Raw genomic sequence first — 14,802 nt, forward strand, 5'->3', positions numbered from 1 at the left:
TCCGGGGGTCAGCGGTTCTCGAAGGACGGCTTGCGCTTCTCGGCGAAGGCGGCCATCCCCTCCTTCTGGTCCGCGGTGGCGAACAGGGCGTGGAACAGCCGCCGTTCGAACCGGACGCCCTCGGCGAGGGTGGTCTCGAAGACCCGGTTCACGCTCTCCTTCATCATCACCGAGGCGGTCGCGGACATCCCCGCGACCGTCTCGGCGGTGGCCAGCGCCACCGTGAGCAGCTCGGCGGCGGGCACGATCCGGGCCACCAACCCGGCCCGCTCGGCCTCCTCGGCGTCCATCATCCGGCCGGTCAGGCAGAGGTCCATCGCCTTGGCCTTGCCGATCGCCCGGGTCAGCCGCTGCGAGCCGCCGATGCCCGGGATCACGCCGAGCTTGATCTCCGGCTGGCCGAACTTCGCGGTGTCGGCCGCGATCAGGATGTCGCAGAGCATCGCCAACTCGCAGCCCCCGCCCAGCGCGTAGCCCGCCACGGCGGCGATCACCGGCTTGCGCAGCCGGCCCAGCTCGTCCCAGGGCCCGAGCCAGTCCTCCAGGTAGACCCCGGGGAACTCGTTGCCCTGCATCTCCTTGATGTCGGCCCCGGCGGCGAACGCCTTCTCCGAGCCGGTGATCACGGTACAGCCGACCTCGGGGTCCCGGTCGAAGGCGGTGGCGGCGGCCACCACCTCCCGCATCAGCTCGTTGTTCAGCGCGTTCAGCGCCTCCGGGCGGTTGAGCGTGATCAGCCCGACCCGCCCCTTCTGCTCCACCAGGATCGTCCGGTACTCGGTCATCCTCGTTGACTCCCTCGGTACGCTGCGGGTCATTCCGGGGGACAGCCTTCCCGACGGAGGGCGCCGCGCACCAGTCTCGCGATCCGAGACGATGATCACGTGTCGGGGGCGACGGCCGGGTGCGGATCAGCGCAGCAGGGTGGCCAGCGGACGGGCCGTCACCTGCGCGGCCGGCCGGGAGACGTACAGCACCGCGTGGTACCAGCCCTCCGCCTCCAGCCCGGCCGGGTCCAGCCCCGCCGCCACCGCCGCCCGCACCGCGCCGTCCCGCTCCTGGGGCCCGGTGAAGCGGCGCTGCGGGAAGGTCCCGTCGGCCCGCTCGGTCACCAGCCCGTACTCCGCCAGCACTCCGGCCACCGGCCCGTACGGGACCGCCCGCAGGGCGAAGGCGGCCACCCAGGGCGGTGCGGGGCAGCCGGCCAGCAGGTGGTCGAAGCTCCGCTCGGAGACGTAGCCGATGCCGCCGGTGACGGTCACCAGGCCGACGTCCGGCAGCAGCGCGCGCAGGGCGGCGGAGGGCGCGGCCCGCTCCAGGTTCTCCGCGAAGCCGGCCGCCAGCAGCCCGGCCCGCCGGGCGTACTCCACCGGGGCGGCGGCCACGTCCAGGCCGACCACCGGGACCGCGTCGGGGCGGCGCCGGGCCGCGTAGAACTGCCGGTCCCGGAGGGTGAGTTCGGCGCCGGGGAAGCCGTCCAGGGCCGGGTCGGTGTAGCGGTGGTAGAGGTCGGTGAGGGTGAGCTGGTGGTTCAGCAGCGCCGCGTTCACCCCGTAGGAGCAGCACAGGTCCAGCACCGCCCGCGGGGCCCGGGCGGCGGTCAGCAGCCGGAACACCCGCTGGGCGTGGTGCGGCGTGAGGTACTCGTACGGGCCGAGCGTCCGGAAGTACCCGCGCGGGTCCGGCCCGGCGTACGCGGCGGCGAAGTCGGCCTTGCCCGGCATCGCGTGGCCCGAGCTCATGCTGCCTCCCAGGCTGGACGGGACGTGTGCGCACGTCCAGTCAAGACCGCCGGGGGCCGGGAGGCAACGCGCCACGGCGGCGCCGGGCCGGCCGTGGGCGGTGCGGGCTCAGCGGGCCGGGCTGCCGAACCGGGCCGGGGCGCCGTACCGGGTCGGGGCGCCGTACCGGGCCGGGCGGCCGAAGCGGACCGGGACGCCCGGGGAGTAGAGCACGCTGTCCGGCTCGCCGCCGACGCCGGGCAGGCCGGCCGCGCTCAGCAGGTCCTCGTCCAGGTCCAGCAGCCGGGCCCGGTGCAGCGGCCAGCGGGGGTGGATGTTGGGCAGGTAGCGCAGTCGGCCGCCGACGGTGTTGTGCAGGCCCCAACGGGCCGTCAGGAAGTGCTCCAGCGCGGTCGGCTCGGTGATCCGCCCGCCGATCTCGGCCCGCAGCCGGCAGCGCGCCCCGACCGGGCCGGGCCAGCGGCGCCGGCTGGTGTAGCGGATGGTCCCGCGCGCGTGCTCCACCGTCATCCTGGCCCAGACGTACGGCAGCTTGAACCCCAGCCGGGCGGCCAGCACCGGGGCCAGCCGGGTGGCCTCCAGCGAGCGGAAGACCACGCCCCGGCGGCCCTCGGCGTCCACCGAGTACAGCCGGACGTTGGTCTCCGGGAAGGAGCCGAAGTACGGCACCCCGGGCAGGTTGAGCCAGCCGACCCGGTCCATCCGGAAGGCCACCAGCCCGACGTAGGTCTTCCCCTCGAACTCGTCCGGCCGGGTCCCGGCGGGTAGCAGCGGCGCCACCAGCGCCGGCTCCACGGCCCAGTGCACGAAGGTCAGGTCCAGCCAGGACTGGGTGAGCAGGGTCGGCCCCACGGTCCGGGGCGGGTGCGGCGTGACGGGCTCCAGGACGGCCATGCCACGACGCTAGCGGGCCTTACGCCGCCGCCCCGGCCGGGGTGTCAGCTCCCGCCGAGGCCGAGGCCGAGGCCGAGCTCGTCGCCGGGGCGCGGGGCGAAGAAGGCGGCGACCTGAGCGTCCGTCACCCCGGCCAGGTCGGCGGGGTGCCACCGCGGGTTGCGGTCCTTGTCGACCACCTGGGCGCGGATGCCCTCGACCAGGTCGGGGGTGGTGAGGGCGGTGCAGGAGATCCGGTACTCCTGGTCGAGGGTCTCGGCCAGCGCGTGGTGGGTGCGGGCCCGGCGCAGGGCGGCCAGGGTGACCTTGAGCATGGTGGGCGACTTGGCCCGGATCTGCTCGGCCGCCTCCTTGGCCTCGGGGGTGCCCTCGGCGTCCAGGCGGTCGAGGACCTCCTCCACCGTGTCGGCGGCGTAGCAGCGGTCGATCCACTCCCGGTGTGCGGCCAGGCCGGCCGCCGGGGCCTCGGTGGCGTGGGCGGCCAGCGCCTCGGCCGGGGTGGCGGTGGAGAGCGCGGCGGTGAAGGCGGCCAGCGCCGTGCCCGGTACGAAGTGGTCGGCGAAGCCGCAGAGCAGGGCGTCGCCCGGGCCCATCGAGGCGGCGGTGAGGGCGAGGTGGGTGCCCAGCTCGCCGGGGGCGCGGGCCAGCAGCAGGCTGCCGCCGACGTCCGGCACCAGGCCGATCCTGGTCTCCGGCATCGCCACCGTGGTCCGCTCGCTGACCACCCGGACGCTGCCGTGCACCGAGAGCCCGACCCCGCCGCCCATGGTGATGCCGTCCATCACGGCCACGTAGGGCTTGGGGTAGCGGGAGATCAGGTGGTTGGTCAGGTACTCGTCCCGGAAGAAGGCCCGGGCCCCGGCGCCGCCGAGCTTGGCGTCGTCGTGCAGCGCCCGGATGTCCGCGCCCGCGCACAGGCCGCGCTCGCCCGTCCCGGTCAGCACCACCGTCGCGATCCCGTCGTCCTCGGCCCAGGCGGTCAGCCGGTCGCGGACCGCGAGCAGCATCCCGTGGGTGAGCGCGTTGAGCGCCCGGGGCCGGTTCAGCATGATCCGCCCGGCCCGGCCGTCCCGGGCCATCAGCACATCCGTCGTCGTCGCCATGTGGAGCGCACTCTCCGTTCGTCGTCGTTCCGGTCGCCCCAGGGATCATCGCAGGCGGACGCGCCGGTGCCCCGCCCGAGTGGGCGGGGCACCGGCGGTGCGGGTGCTACGGGACGATCCGGCCGGTGACCTCGCCGAAGGAGACCACGGTGCCGTCGGGGCCCGGGGCGGTGCCGGAGATGGTGACGGTGTCGCCGTCCTCCAGGAAGGTCCGGGTGGTGCCGTCGGCCAGCTTGACCGGCTCCTGGCCGTTCCAGGTGAGCTCGATCAGGGCGCCCCGGGTCTCCCGCTCCTCGCCGGAGACGGTGCCGGAGGCGAACAGGTCGCCGGGGCGCAGCGAGGCGCCGTTGACGGTCATGTGGGCCAGCTGCTGGGCGGCGGTCCAGTACATCCCGGCGAACGGCGGGCGGGAGATCACCTGCCCGTTCAGACGGACCGTCAGCGCGATGTCCAGGCCCCAGGGCTCGCCCTCGACGTCGGCCAGGTAGGGGAGCAGCTCGAAGTCCCGGGCGGGCGGGGCGACCCGGGCCGCCTCCAGGGCGTCCAGCGGGACCACCCAGGGGGAGAGCGAGGTGGCGAAGGACTTGCCGAGGAACGGGCCGAGCGGCACGTACTCCCAGGCCTGGATGTCCCGGGAGGACCAGTCGTTGAGCAGGCAGACGCCGAACACGTGCTCGCGGAAGTCGGCCTGGGAGACCGGTGTGCCGAGCTCGGAGCCGGCGCCGACCACGAAGGCGACCTCGGCCTCGATGTCCAGGCGGCGGCTCGGGCCGAAGGACGGCAGCTCGTCGGCGGGGGCCTTGCGCTGGCCGTGCGGGCGGGCCACGTCGGTGCCGGAGACCACGATCGAGCCGGAGCGGCCGTGGTAACCGATCGGCAGGTGCTTCCAGTTGGGGGTGAGCGGCTCGGTGCCGGGGCGGAAGATCCGGCCCAGGTTGGTGGCGTGGTGCTCGGAGGCGTAGAAGTCGACGTAGTCGGCCACCTCGAACGGCAGGTGCAGGGTCACCGCGTCGGCCGGGTGCAGGTGCGGGGTGAGCGCCTCCCGGTGGGACTCGTCGGTCAGCCAGCGGGTGAGCGAGGCGCGGGTCGCGGTCCAGGCCGGACGCCCGGCCGCCAGCAGCGGGTTGAGGTTCGCCGCCTCCAGCAGCTCGGACGGCTCCCCGGCCGCCGAGGCGGCGGCCCCGGCGTCCAGGACCGCGTCGCCGACCCGGACGCCGATCCGGCGGCGGCCGGGCTCCTCGGCGGTCGAGAAGACGCCGTAGGGCAGGTTGTGCAGGCCGAACGGCGAATCCTGCGCGGAGGCGAGCCAGCTGGTCAAGACTTCTCCCGGGTGAGCAGGCCGAGCTCGGCCAGGTCGGCGAGCGGCTCGGCGATGGAGCAGGTGCCGAAGGCGGTGAACGATCGGCGGGCGGTGGCGATCTGCCGATCGGTCAACTGCCGTGCGGCGTCGGCGAGGCGGCCCCCCGACCGCTCGGCGAGGTAGTCGGCGGCGCGGTCCGGATCGGCGGCGGCGAGCAGCACGTTGAGGAAGCCGTGGTGCTCGAAGCCGGTCGTCGGGTCGGTGTGCCGGACGGCGTGGTGCAGCCCGGCGGTGAGCTTGTACGGGATGCCCCGCTCGGCGCAGCCGGCCAGGAAGGCGGCCAGCTCGGGCTCGGTCGGGAAGGCCTCCGCAGCCAGCCCGCCGGTGCGGAACTTGGCCCGGTGCCGGGTGCCCGCCAGCTGGTCGAGCTGCTTGAACAGCAGCTCGCCCGGCGGGAGTTCGAGCGCGGCGACCAGACCGGACGGGAGGCCGGCCGGCAGCTCGGCGGCGGCCACCTCGACCCCGGTGACGTCCAGCCCGGCCACCGGTCGGTACTCCGCCGTGCCCGGCGCCAGCACCAGGGCGACGGGGAACTCCGGCCGCAGCGCGGAGAGTTCACCGGCCCGGCCGGCCCCGACCAGGAACGGGCCGACGGCGGGTGCGTACCAGGCGGAGCGGTGCCCGTGGTGGGCGGGCACCGCCTCGCCCAGCGGCAGGTCCCCCGGCGGGAAGACCGAGGCGTCGTCGAAGAGCCCCAGGAACAGCGCGGGCAGGGTCACTTGCGGCCCCCCGACCAGGTCCAGGCGTACGCCCCGTCGTCGGTCGCGGTGCCGCCCTCGCCGAGCTCCAGCGGGCGGAAGGTGTCCACCATGACCGCCAGCTCGTCGAAGAACTCCGCGCCGATCGAGCGCTCGTAGGCGCCCGGCTGCGGCCCGTGGGTGTGGCCGCCGGGGTGCAGCGAGATCGAGCCCTGGCCGATCCCCGAGCCCTTGCGGGCCTCGTAGTTCCCGCCGCAGTAGAACATCACCTCGTCGCTGTCGACGTTGGCGTGGTAGTACGGCACCGGGATGGAGAGCGGGTGGTAGTCCACCTTGCGCGGCACGAAGTTGCAGATCACGAAGTTGTGGCCCTCGAAGACCTGGTGGGCCGGCGGCGGCTGGTGGATCCGGCCGGTGATCGGCTCGTAGTCCTTGATGTTCAGCGCGTACGGGTAGAGGCAGCCGTCCCAGCCGACCACGTCGAACGGGTGGTGCGGCACGGTGTAGCGGGTGCCCACCACGCCCTGCGGGCCCCGGTGCTTGACCAGCACGTCCACCGGGCCGTCCTGCTCGGCCAGCAGCGGGCCGACCGGGCCGCGCAGGTCGCGCTCGCAGTACGGAGCGTGCTCCAGCAGCTGGCCGAAGCGGGACAGGTAGCGCTTGGGCGGGGTGATGTGGCTGTTCGCCTCGATGCAGTAGGCACGCAGCGGGGCGTCCCCGGTGGGGACCCAGCGGTGCGTGGTGGCGCGGGGGATGATGACGTAGTCCCCCTCGCCGACCTCCAGCGAGCCGAAGACCGTCTCCAGCACGCCGGTGCCGGACTCCACGTAGACGCACTCGTCGCCGAGCCCGTTGCGGTACAGCTCGCTGGGTGCGCCGGCCGCCACGTAGGAGATCCGCACGTCGCCGTTGCCGAGCACCAGACGGCGCCCGGCGACGGCGTCGACGTCCTTCCACTCCTCGCCCGGGAACAGCGCGTGGAGCTTCAGGTGGCGGGGCAGCAGGGGCAGGTTGGCCGTGGTGGACTGGTCCGGCAGCTCCCACGGGGCGGCGTCCGTGATCGCGGACGGGATGCCCTTGTGGTAGAGCAGCGAGGAGTCCGAGGAGAACCCCTCCTCACCCATCAACTCCTCGTAGTACAGCGCCCCTTCGGGCGTGCGGTGCTGGGTGTGCCGCTTCGGCGGGATGCTGCCGAGCTGCCGGTAGTGCGCCATCGTCCTGCTCCTCCTGGGCCGGTCTCAGAGGTTCCCGCGGATGTCCTGCTCGCGCTCCAGGGACTCGAAGAGCGCCTTGAAGTTGCCCTTCCCGAAGCCCAGCGAACCGTGCCGCTCGATGAACTCGAAGAACACCGTCGGCCGGTCGCCCTGCGGCTTGGTGAAGATCTGCAGCAGGTAGCCGTCCTCGTCGCGGTCCACCAGGATGCCGCGCTTCTTCAGCTCCTCGACCGGGACGCGGACCTTGCCGATCCGCTCGCGCAGCTCCGGGTCGTCGTAGTACGAGTCCGGGGTGGAGAGGAACTCCACGCCGTTGGAGCGCAGGATGTCGACGGTGGTCAGGATGTCGTTGGTGGCCAGCGCCAGGTGCTGGCAGCCCGGGCCGCCGTAGAACTCCAGGTACTCGTCGATCTGCGACTTCTTCTTGGCGATGGCCGGCTCGTTCAGCGGGAACTTCACCCGGTGGTTGCCGCTGGCGACCACCTTGCTCATCAGCGCCGAGTACTCGGTGGCGATGTCGTCGCCGACGAACTCGGCCATGTTCTCGAAGCCCATGACCCGGTTGTAGAACGCCACCCACTCGTCCATCTTGCCGAGTTCGACGTTGCCCACCGCGTGGTCCAGGGCCTGGAACAGGCGCTTGGGGTGGCCCTCCGGGCGCTGCACCCGGGTCTGCGCGGCGACGAAGCCGGGCAGGTACGGGCCCTGGTAGCGGGAGCGGTCGATCAGGGTGTGCCGGGTCTCGCCGTAGGTGGCGATGGCGGCGCGGCGCACGGTGCCGTTCTCGTCCGAGACGTCGTTCGGCTCCTCCAGCACGGTGGCGCCCTGGGCCCGGGCGTGCGCGATGCACTTGTCCACGTCCGGCACCTCGAGGGCGAGGTCGACCACGCCGTCCCCGTGGCGGCGGTGGTGGTCCAGCAGCGGGCTGTCCGGGGAGACGCCGCCCTTGATGACGAACCGGCAGGAGCCGGAGCGCAGCACGAACGCCTTGCGGTCGCGGCGGCCGGTCTCCGGGCCGGAGTACGCGACCAGCTCCATGCCGAACACGGCCTGGTAGAACTGCGCCGTCTGGGTGGCGTTGCCCACCACGAAGATGACCGCGTCCTGCGCGGTCACCGGGAAGGGGTCACCGGCGGCGTCGTGCTCGACCAGACCGACCAGGCGGCGGAGCTGCTCCGCGTCGAGGCCGGCCTCCAGCTCCTCGGGGGTCAGTTCAACGGCGTTGGTGGTCATGGGTGGTTTCCTCCACGTCGAGGCATGCGGTGCGCTGAGCTTGCTCCCGTCCGGTCGGTTGGGCAACAGGTCGCTTCCGGCCTGCTCAATGTGTACAAGATGGGCAGCGGTCCACCCGTGGTGCTGGACAGATTGCCCAGCAGCTGAAGGTTAGGGTCCCCTGGTCAGGATCTCCAGGACCTCGCGGTCCGCCGTCTGGCCGAAGTCGGCGTAGAACGCGCCGACCGCGCCGAAGTCGGCCGGCTCGTGCACGCAGACCAGCTCGTCCGCCTCCCCGGCCAGCTCGGCCCGCCAGCCGGCCGGGGCCACCGGGACGGCCAACACCAGCCCGGCCGCCCCGCGCTGACGGAGCGTCCGGCAGGCGGCCCGGGCGGTCGAGCCGGTGGCCAGGCCGTCGTCCACCACGATCACGGTGCGCCCGGCCGGCGGCAGCGGCGGGCGCCCGCCCCGGTACCGGGCGGTCCGCCGGGCCAGCTCGGCGCGCTCGGCCCGGACCACGGCGGCGAGTTGAGCCTCCGTCACCCCGCCGGCCGCGATCACCCGCCGGTCCAGCACCAGGGCGCCGTCCTCGCCGATCGCGCCCATCGCCAGCTCCGGCTGCCAGGGCACCCCCAGCTTGCGCACCACGCAGACGTCCAGCGGAGCCCCGAGCGCGGCGGCCACCTCGGCCGCCACCGGCACCCCGCCGCGCGGCAGCCCGGCCACCAGCACCCCCGGGCGCGGCCCGAGCCGGGCGGCCAGCCGCCGCCCGGCGTCCCCGCGGTCGGTGAAGTGCACGTGTCCCGCCTCCCGTCCCCACCGTACGTCCGCAGGTCCCGGGCCGGGGCCGGGACGCGGCCCGGCCGCGACCGGGACCGGATGGTGGCGCAGCACCCGTGCGCCCGGGACGGCAGGCCGGGGACCTTGGAGCTCCGAATCGAGAACGGAACGAGGGAGGCCACCCGTGGCCGCCAAGACCAACACCCCCGCGCACGGCCTGTTCACCACCGGCGAGCCGGTCAACGCCTGGACCGTCACCACCGCCCTGCCGGTCACCTACCGGGTGGCCTTCACCCCGCAGATCCTCGGCCCGGCCAACCCCGCGCTGGCCCGTGCCGGAGCCACCCCCGGGCGCCGCCTGGTGGTGGTCGAGGAGACCGTGCACTGGCTGTACGGGGACCGCGTCCGGGCCTACTTCGACGCCCGTGGGCTGGAGGCGGCGCTCTGCGTGCTGCCGGCCCACGAGGAGGTGAAGACCATGGAGTCGGTCTTCCGGGTGGCCGAGCGGATGGACCGCTTCGGCGTCTCCCGGCGGCACGAGCCGGTGATCGCGATGGGCGGCGGCGTGCTGATGGACGTGGTCGGGCTGGCCTGCAGCCTGTACCGGCGCTCCACCCCCTTCGTCCGGGTGCCGACCACGCTGATCGGCCTGGTCGACGCGGGCGTCGGGGCGAAGACCGGGGTCAACTTCGGCCCGCACAAGAACCGGCTCGGCACCTACCACCCGGCGGTGGCCACCCTGCTGGACCCGGCCTTCCTGGCCACCCTGGACGGCCGCCACCTCAGCAACGGGCTGGCCGAGATCCTCAAGGTCGCCCTGATCAAGGACCGGCGGCTGTTCGAACTCCTGGACTCCACCGGCGAGGCGCTGATCGAGCAGCGCTTCCAGGGCCCGACCCCGGGCGGCGAGGTGCTGACCAGGGCGGTGCACGGGATGCTCCAGGAGCTCCAGCCCAACCTCTGGGAGCACCGCCTGGAGCGCGCGATGGACTACGGGCACTCGTTCAGCCCGACGGTGGAGATGCGCGCGCTGCCCGAGCTCCTGCACGGCGAGGCGGTCTGCCTCGACATGGCGCTCACCACCGTGCTCGCCCGGCGGAGGGGACTGGTCGAGCCGGCCCAGCAGGACCGGGTGCTGGGCGTCATGCGCAAGCTCCGACTGCCGCTCTGGCACCCGCTGTTGGACGAGGCGACGCTGGCCGACGCGCTGGCCGACACCGTCCGGCACCGGGACGGGCGGCAGCGCTTCCCGCTCCCGGTCGGCATCGGCGCCGGTTGCTTCGCCGACGACGTCACGGCCGCCGAGATCGCCTCGGCCGCCGCCGAACTGGAGGAACTGGCATGCGCAGCGCGGTGATCGTGGCCGACACCCGGGGGCCGGCCGACGTGCACGGTGTGCACGGCACCCACGGGCTCACCCACTGGACCTGCCTGGCCCGGCGGGCCGGACTGCACGGCGGCTGGGAGGCCGTCGAGTGGGCCAGACTGCCGCCCGGCGGGGTCAGCGGTGAGCACCTGCACACCAGGACCGAGGAGGTCTACGTCCTCCTCACCGGCCGCGGCGAGATCACGCTCGACGGCCACCCCCACCCCGTCGAGGCCGGAGACGTCGTCCTCACCGGTCTCGGCACCACGCACGGCCTGCGGAACACCGGGGCCGAAGCGCTGGACTGGCTGGTGATCGAGATGCCCGCCCGACCCCACTCCCACGACCACCAGGACGCGCGCCCCGTCGGGCCGCCCGCCCCCTTCCCGCGCCCCCGCGTGCCGATCATGCGGCACGCGGTGGTCACCAACCTCCGCCGGGTCGGCCCGATCGACCCCGGCGTGGTGCTCACCGGGCCGCTGATCCGCCTGGAGGCGGTCCGGCTGGCGCCGGGCGCCCGGGTCGAACTGGCGGCCGACGGCGTCGAGCACACCGTCTTCGTGACGGCCGGCCGGGGCCGGGCCGCCGCCGGGGAGGTCCGGGTCCCGATGGAGCCCGGACGGTCCGTCACCCTCCCGCTCGGCACCTCGGCGGCCTTCACGGCCGGCCATGACGGGCTGGAGTACGTCCACGCGGTGCTCGCCGTGGCACCGCCCTCCGGAGGAGGCGCAGCCGAATGATCGTCAGCGACACCACCCACGCCGCCGTGCACCTGGGCCCCGGCACCCAGCGGGTCCGCACCCGCTGCCTGGCCCGCCGGGGCATGCTGCACAGCGAGACCGAGGCGGTCGAGCACGTCCGGCTCAGCCCCGGCGCCTGCTACGACCTCACCGGCCGGGCCGCCACCGAGGCCGCCTGGTACGTGCTGCGCGGTCCGGTCGCCCTGCTGGACTGCCCCGAGCAGCCGCTGCGCACCCTCACCGAGGGCGATCTGCTGCTCGCCCCCGAGGGCGGCCGGGTGCACCTGCACGGCGGGCCGCTCGGTGCCGAGCTGCTCTGCCTGACCGTCACCCCGGCCACCGTCAGCGGCGAACTCCCCTCCCGCAGGCCCGACTTGCTGGTGCGGAAGGGGTGAACCCGGGACCGGCCCGGGCCGGAACGGGACTCCGCGCCCTACCGCCCGGGACGGCGGGCGGGCCATCGTCGAAGCATCAGGAACGAACGAGGAGCGTCCGAGATGACCAGCACCGCGATCACCGCCCTCCACCGGGGCCGCGCCGTCGACCCCGGCCGGGTGCTCACCGGACCGCTGCGCGGTGTCGGGCTCTCCTGGCTCGACCCGGGCGACGCGATCCGGCTCACCTCGGACGGCGTCGAGCACACCCTCTACATCACCGCCGGCTCCGGCACGGCGGCCACCCCGGACACCGAGGTGCCGCTGGCCGAGGGCACCGCCGTCACCCTGCCGCTCGGCGGCGAACTCACCCTGGCGGCGGGCGACTCCGGTCTGGAGTACTTCCACGCCGTGCTGTCCGTCCCGCCCGTCCCCTCCGATCCGGGAGGCGAACCCCGATGATCGTCACCACTGCCTCCGCCGCCGCGATGACCGTGGTCGGCCCCGGCAGCGCACGCACCCGGGTCTCCTGCCTGGCCCGCCGCGACCTGGTCCGGGCCGACTGCGAGTCCTTCGAGCACCTGCGGCTCAGCCCCGGCGCCACCCACCGCCGCCCGGGCCGCCGGGAGACCGAGGGCGCCTGGTACGTGCTGCGCGGCCCGGTCCTCGCCGACCAGCACCCCGGTGGTGCCCGCCACCTGGCCGACGCCGGTGACCTGCTGCTGGTCCCGGCCGGCCAGGACCTCGCCCTGCGGGCCGGGCCGCTCGGGGCCGAGCTGCTCTGCCTCACGCTGGGCACCCCGGCCCGGCCGAAGCGCCGCCCGCGCCTGCGGAAGGCCGTCCGGCCGTGAGCGGCATCCCCGGTGCCCGGGCCGTCCACCACCTCGCCCTCACCGTCCCCGACCTGGAGCAGGCGGTCGCCTTCTTCACCGAGGTGCTGGGCGCCGAGCCGGTCTACCGCACCGGCCCGGTCCAGGACCCGGACGGCGGCTGGATGGAGCGTCAACTCGGCGTCCACCCGAGGGCGGTGGCGTGGATCGCGATGCTGCGGTTCGGGCCGGTCACCAACCTCGAACTCTTCGAGTACCGGGCCCCGGACCAGCGCCGCGCGCAGCCCCGCAACAGCGACTGGGGCGGCCACCACCTGGCCATCGCGGTGGCCGACGTGGACGCCGCCGCCGCCTACCTGCGCTCGCGCGGGGTGGAGGTGATGGGCGAGCCCGAGACGGTCGCCGACGGCGGTCCGATCGACGGCGACCGCTGGGTCTACTTCCGCGCCCCCTGGGGCCTCCAGCTGGAGCTGATCGACCTGCCGCCCGGTCTGCCGTACGAACGGGAGACCGAGGCCCGGCTCTACTGCCCGACCGGTGAATGGAGTTGACCGATGATCAGCGCCACCGCTGCCGTCGTCCGCGGTCCCGGTGCACCCTTCCGGCTGGAGCCGGTGCTGCTGGACGAGCCCCGGCCGGAGGAGGTGCTGGTGCGGATCACCGCCGCCGGCATCTGCCACACCGACCTGAGCGCCCGGGCCGGGCACACCCCCGTGCCGCTGCCGGCCGTGCTGGGCCACGAGGGCACCGGCGTGGTCGAGCGGATCGGCCGCTCGGTGACCGGGCTGCGGCCGGGGCAGCCGGTGGTGCTCACCTTCACCTCCTGCGGCAGGTGCCCGAACTGCCGTACCGCGCAGCCGATCCGCTGCGAGCACTGGCCCCGGCTCAACCTGTTCGGCGGAGCCCGGGCGGACGGCAGCCCGACCCTGCGGGCGGCCGACGGCTCCCCGCTGCACGGGCACTTCTTCGGCCAGTCCTGCTTCGCCACCCACGCCCTGGTCACCGCGCGGAACGCGATCCCGGTGCCCGACGGGGTGCCGCCCGAGCGGCTCGCGCCGTTCGGCTGCGGGGTGCAGACGGGCGCCGGGGCGGTCCTCAACGTGCTGCGCCCGAAGCCGGGTTGGACCCTGGTGGTGTACGGCGCCGGGGCGGTCGGCCTGGCGGCGCTGCTGGCGGCGCGGCTCAGCCCGGCCACCGGGCTGATCGCGGTGGACGTCCGGCCGGAGCGGCTGGCGCTGGCCCGAGAGCTCGGCGCCACGGCGGTGGTGGACGCCGGCGCGGGCGATCCGGCCGAGGCCGTCCGGGAGTTGACCGCCGGGCGGGGCGCCGAGTGCGTGCTGGAGACCAGCGGGAGCCTGGCCGCGCTCGCCGCCGCCGTCCGCTCGCTGGCCGTCGGCGGCACCTGCGCGGTGGTCGGCGCCCCGCCCCGGGGCAGCGAGCTCGGCCTGGACGTCTCGGCCCTGCTGGACCGCACCCCGGTGATCGTCGGCGTCAACCAGGGGGCGAGCCTGCCCGGGCGATTCCTGCCCGCACTGGTGGACCTGCACCTGGCCGGCCGGCTGCCGGTGGACCGGCTGGTGCGGACCTACCCGTTCGCCGAGGTGGAGCGGGCGGCGGCGGCCGGGCAGGCGGGCGGGGCGGTCAAGCCGGTGCTGGTGATGGACTGACCCGCCGTCAACCCCGGCACCGGCGCCCGCATGTCACGCTAAGTCATACATTCGCCACTGGTAGTGTCGGCCGGGTGGATGAGCAGCAGAGGGACGCCGGTGCGGTGCGTGTACTGATCGTCGATGACCACCCCCTCTTCCGGGAGGGGTTGAGGGCCGCGCTGCAGAGCGCCGAGGGCATCGAGGTGGTCGGCGAGGCCGAGACGGTGGCCGCCGTCCCCGGCGCGGTCGCCGACTGCCTGCCCGACGTGGTGGTGCTGGACCTCTCGCTGCCGGACGGCTCCGGTCTGGAGGCGGCCCGGCAACTGGCCACCTCGACGCCGACCGCCCCCGTGCTGATGCTGACCATGGCCGACGACGACGGCAGCCTGCTGGCCGCCCTCCAGGCCGGGGCCCGGGGCTACCTGGTGAAGGGCTCCGGGCGGGACGAGGTGCTGCACGCCGTCCGCACGGTGGCGGCCGGCGGGGCGGTCTTCGGCTCGGACATCGCGGCCCGGATCACCGCGCTGCTGGCCGGCACCAAGCTGCGCGAGGCCGGGCAGCTCTTCCCGACCCTGACCGCCCGGGAGGCCGAGGTGCTCAACCTGGTGGCCAAGGGGCTGGACAACCGGCGGATCGCCCGCGAGCTGGTGGTGGCGGAGAAGACGGTGCGCAACCACGTGACGCACATCTTCGAGAAGCTGCACGTCGCCACCCGGGCCGAGGCGGTGGCCCGGGCCCGGGACATGGGCCTGGGCGACGACTGACGGGGGCTCGGGACCGGCGGGTCGGGGCCAGGACGGGACCGGCGTCCCGTGCGGTCGGGACAACGGCCGGGGGAGC

General features: G+C 74.6%; 16 protein-coding genes and 1 pseudogene. 8 read left to right on the forward strand and 9 right to left on the reverse strand.

Going from position 1 to position 14,802, the window contains the following annotated elements; genetic code table 11:
• Positions 1 to 8 precede the first annotated feature (8 nt).
• The 9 genes and pseudogenes from ACIRBX_RS14885 to ACIRBX_RS14925 all read right to left on the reverse strand — a co-directional run.
• Complete coding sequence (locus tag ACIRBX_RS14885) at positions 9 to 785, reverse strand: enoyl-CoA hydratase (protein ID WP_402296707.1); 777 nt, start codon at positions 783 to 785, stop codon at positions 9 to 11.
• 126 nt (positions 786 to 911) lie between these two features.
• Complete coding sequence (locus ACIRBX_RS14890; protein ID WP_402296709.1) at positions 912 to 1,742, reverse strand: hypothetical protein; 831 nt, start codon at positions 1,740 to 1,742, stop codon at positions 912 to 914.
• 108 nt (positions 1,743 to 1,850) lie between these two features.
• Positions 1,851 to 2,636 (reverse strand): YqjF family protein, encoded by a 786-nt coding sequence (locus ACIRBX_RS14895; RefSeq protein ID WP_402296711.1) that lies wholly within the window; start codon positions 2,634 to 2,636, stop codon positions 1,851 to 1,853.
• A gap of 44 nt (positions 2,637 to 2,680) precedes the next feature.
• The gene (locus ACIRBX_RS14900) at positions 2,681 to 3,739 is read right to left on the reverse strand and encodes an enoyl-CoA hydratase/isomerase family protein (protein ID WP_402296712.1); all 1,059 of its coding nucleotides are present in this window, start codon (positions 3,737 to 3,739) and stop codon (positions 2,681 to 2,683) included.
• 106 nt (positions 3,740 to 3,845) lie between these two features.
• Positions 3,846 to 5,057 carry a fumarylacetoacetase gene (gene fahA / locus ACIRBX_RS14905; RefSeq protein ID WP_402296714.1) on the reverse strand — a complete coding sequence of 404 codons (1,212 nt, stop codon included), beginning with the start codon at positions 5,055 to 5,057 and terminating at the stop codon, positions 3,846 to 3,848.
• The gene (locus tag ACIRBX_RS14910) at positions 5,054 to 5,818 is read right to left on the reverse strand and encodes a hypothetical protein (protein WP_402296716.1); all 765 of its coding nucleotides are present in this window, start codon (positions 5,816 to 5,818) and stop codon (positions 5,054 to 5,056) included. The genes fahA and ACIRBX_RS14910 overlap by 4 nt, the downstream gene beginning before the upstream one ends.
• A complete protein-coding gene (locus ACIRBX_RS14915; protein WP_402296718.1) occupies positions 5,815 to 7,011 on the reverse strand; it encodes a homogentisate 1,2-dioxygenase in 1,197 nt (398 codons plus the stop codon). The genes ACIRBX_RS14910 and ACIRBX_RS14915 overlap by 4 nt, the downstream gene beginning before the upstream one ends.
• Positions 7,012 to 7,035: 24 nt before the next feature.
• Complete coding sequence (hppD, locus tag ACIRBX_RS14920; RefSeq protein ID WP_402297613.1) at positions 7,036 to 8,172, reverse strand: 4-hydroxyphenylpyruvate dioxygenase; 1,137 nt, start codon at positions 8,170 to 8,172, stop codon at positions 7,036 to 7,038.
• A gap of 231 nt (positions 8,173 to 8,403) precedes the next feature.
• Positions 8,404 to 9,021, reverse strand: a pseudogene (locus ACIRBX_RS14925) (phosphoribosyltransferase); the annotation flags it as partial.
• Positions 9,022 to 9,187: 166 nt separating this feature from the next.
• On the opposite strand from ACIRBX_RS14925, the gene ACIRBX_RS14930 reads away from it, so the two are divergent.
• The 8 genes from ACIRBX_RS14930 to ACIRBX_RS14965 all read left to right on the forward strand — a co-directional run bounded on the left by ACIRBX_RS14930 (position 9,188) and on the right by ACIRBX_RS14965 (position 14,726).
• The gene (locus ACIRBX_RS14930; protein ID WP_402296720.1) at positions 9,188 to 10,360 is read left to right on the forward strand and encodes a sedoheptulose 7-phosphate cyclase; all 1,173 of its coding nucleotides are present in this window, start codon (positions 9,188 to 9,190) and stop codon (positions 10,358 to 10,360) included.
• Positions 10,345 to 11,109 (forward strand): cupin domain-containing protein, encoded by a 765-nt coding sequence (locus ACIRBX_RS14935; RefSeq protein WP_402296722.1) that lies wholly within the window; start codon positions 10,345 to 10,347, stop codon positions 11,107 to 11,109. The genes ACIRBX_RS14930 and ACIRBX_RS14935 overlap by 16 nt, the downstream gene beginning before the upstream one ends.
• Positions 11,106 to 11,504: a hypothetical protein gene (locus tag ACIRBX_RS14940; protein ID WP_402296724.1), complete on the forward strand. Its 399-nt coding sequence runs from the start codon at positions 11,106 to 11,108 to the stop codon at positions 11,502 to 11,504. Before ACIRBX_RS14935 ends, ACIRBX_RS14940 begins: the two co-directional genes overlap by 4 nt.
• Positions 11,505 to 11,606: 102 nt before the next feature.
• Positions 11,607 to 11,945: a hypothetical protein gene (locus tag ACIRBX_RS14945; RefSeq protein ID WP_402296726.1), complete on the forward strand. Its 339-nt coding sequence runs from the start codon at positions 11,607 to 11,609 to the stop codon at positions 11,943 to 11,945.
• On the forward strand, positions 11,942 to 12,334 hold the full coding sequence (locus tag ACIRBX_RS14950) for a hypothetical protein (RefSeq protein WP_402296728.1): 393 nt from the start codon (positions 11,942 to 11,944) through the stop codon (positions 12,332 to 12,334). Before ACIRBX_RS14945 ends, ACIRBX_RS14950 begins: the two co-directional genes overlap by 4 nt.
• On the forward strand, positions 12,331 to 12,864 hold the full coding sequence (locus tag ACIRBX_RS14955; protein WP_402296730.1) for a VOC family protein: 534 nt from the start codon (positions 12,331 to 12,333) through the stop codon (positions 12,862 to 12,864). The genes ACIRBX_RS14950 and ACIRBX_RS14955 overlap by 4 nt, the downstream gene beginning before the upstream one ends.
• 3 nt (positions 12,865 to 12,867) lie before the next feature.
• Positions 12,868 to 13,980 carry an NAD(P)-dependent alcohol dehydrogenase gene (locus ACIRBX_RS14960; protein WP_402296732.1) on the forward strand — a complete coding sequence of 371 codons (1,113 nt, stop codon included), beginning with the start codon at positions 12,868 to 12,870 and terminating at the stop codon, positions 13,978 to 13,980.
• Between the two features lie 74 nt (positions 13,981 to 14,054).
• On the forward strand, positions 14,055 to 14,726 hold the full coding sequence (locus ACIRBX_RS14965; RefSeq protein WP_402296734.1) for a response regulator: 672 nt from the start codon (positions 14,055 to 14,057) through the stop codon (positions 14,724 to 14,726).
• The last annotated feature ends 76 nt before the right edge of the window (positions 14,727 to 14,802 follow it).

The organism is Kitasatospora sp. NPDC096147, assembly GCF_044763225.1.
Classification (GTDB): Bacteria; Actinomycetota; Actinomycetes; order Streptomycetales; family Streptomycetaceae; genus Kitasatospora.